The sequence below is a fragment of the Mesorhizobium sp. M7A.F.Ca.US.002.01.1.1 genome (assembly GCF_004022955.1).
GTDB classification, from domain to species: domain Bacteria; phylum Pseudomonadota; class Alphaproteobacteria; order Rhizobiales; family Rhizobiaceae; genus Mesorhizobium; species Mesorhizobium ciceri.
The window spans coordinates 1-468 of record NZ_RZQE01001052.1; the positions used below are offsets into that span (position 1 = coordinate 1).

Here is a 468-nt window from a genome sequence, read left to right on the forward strand (position 1 = left end):
GCCTTGGCGAGATAGAGGCCAAGCCCGCCCCAGCCGGAGCCGATGTCGAGCACCGTCTGGCCGGCCTTCAGCCGGAGCTTGGCGGCGATGTGGCGTTTCTTGGCGGCCTGCGCCTCGTCGAGCGTCATATCCGGCTGCTCGAAATAGGCGCAGGAATATTGCATGTCCTCGTCGAGGAAGAGCCGGTAGAGATCGCCCGACAGATCGTAGTGGCGCTGCACGTTGCGCCGCGAGCGCGAGGCGGTGTTGATCTGCTGCAGTCGGCGGAAGGCGTGGCGCAGGCCTTCGATGGCCTTCGACCAGGTGGCGTCGATGCCGCCGCTGCCCATGTTCTGGAAGGCGATGCGCATCACGCCCAGCACGCCGCCCTCGAGAATGTCGAGTTCGCCGTCCATGTAGGCTTCAGGCACCGCCAGCATCGGATCGAAGGTGATGGCGCGCTCGGCATGCGCGGTCTTGATGTGCATG

1 protein-coding gene is annotated in these 468 nt (G+C 65.6%); it reads right to left on the minus strand.

The window, feature by feature from the left end; genetic code table 11:
- Positions 1-468: class I SAM-dependent methyltransferase (locus EN932_RS37650; RefSeq protein ID WP_206619056.1), on the minus strand; the 468-nt coding region annotated here is incomplete at both ends.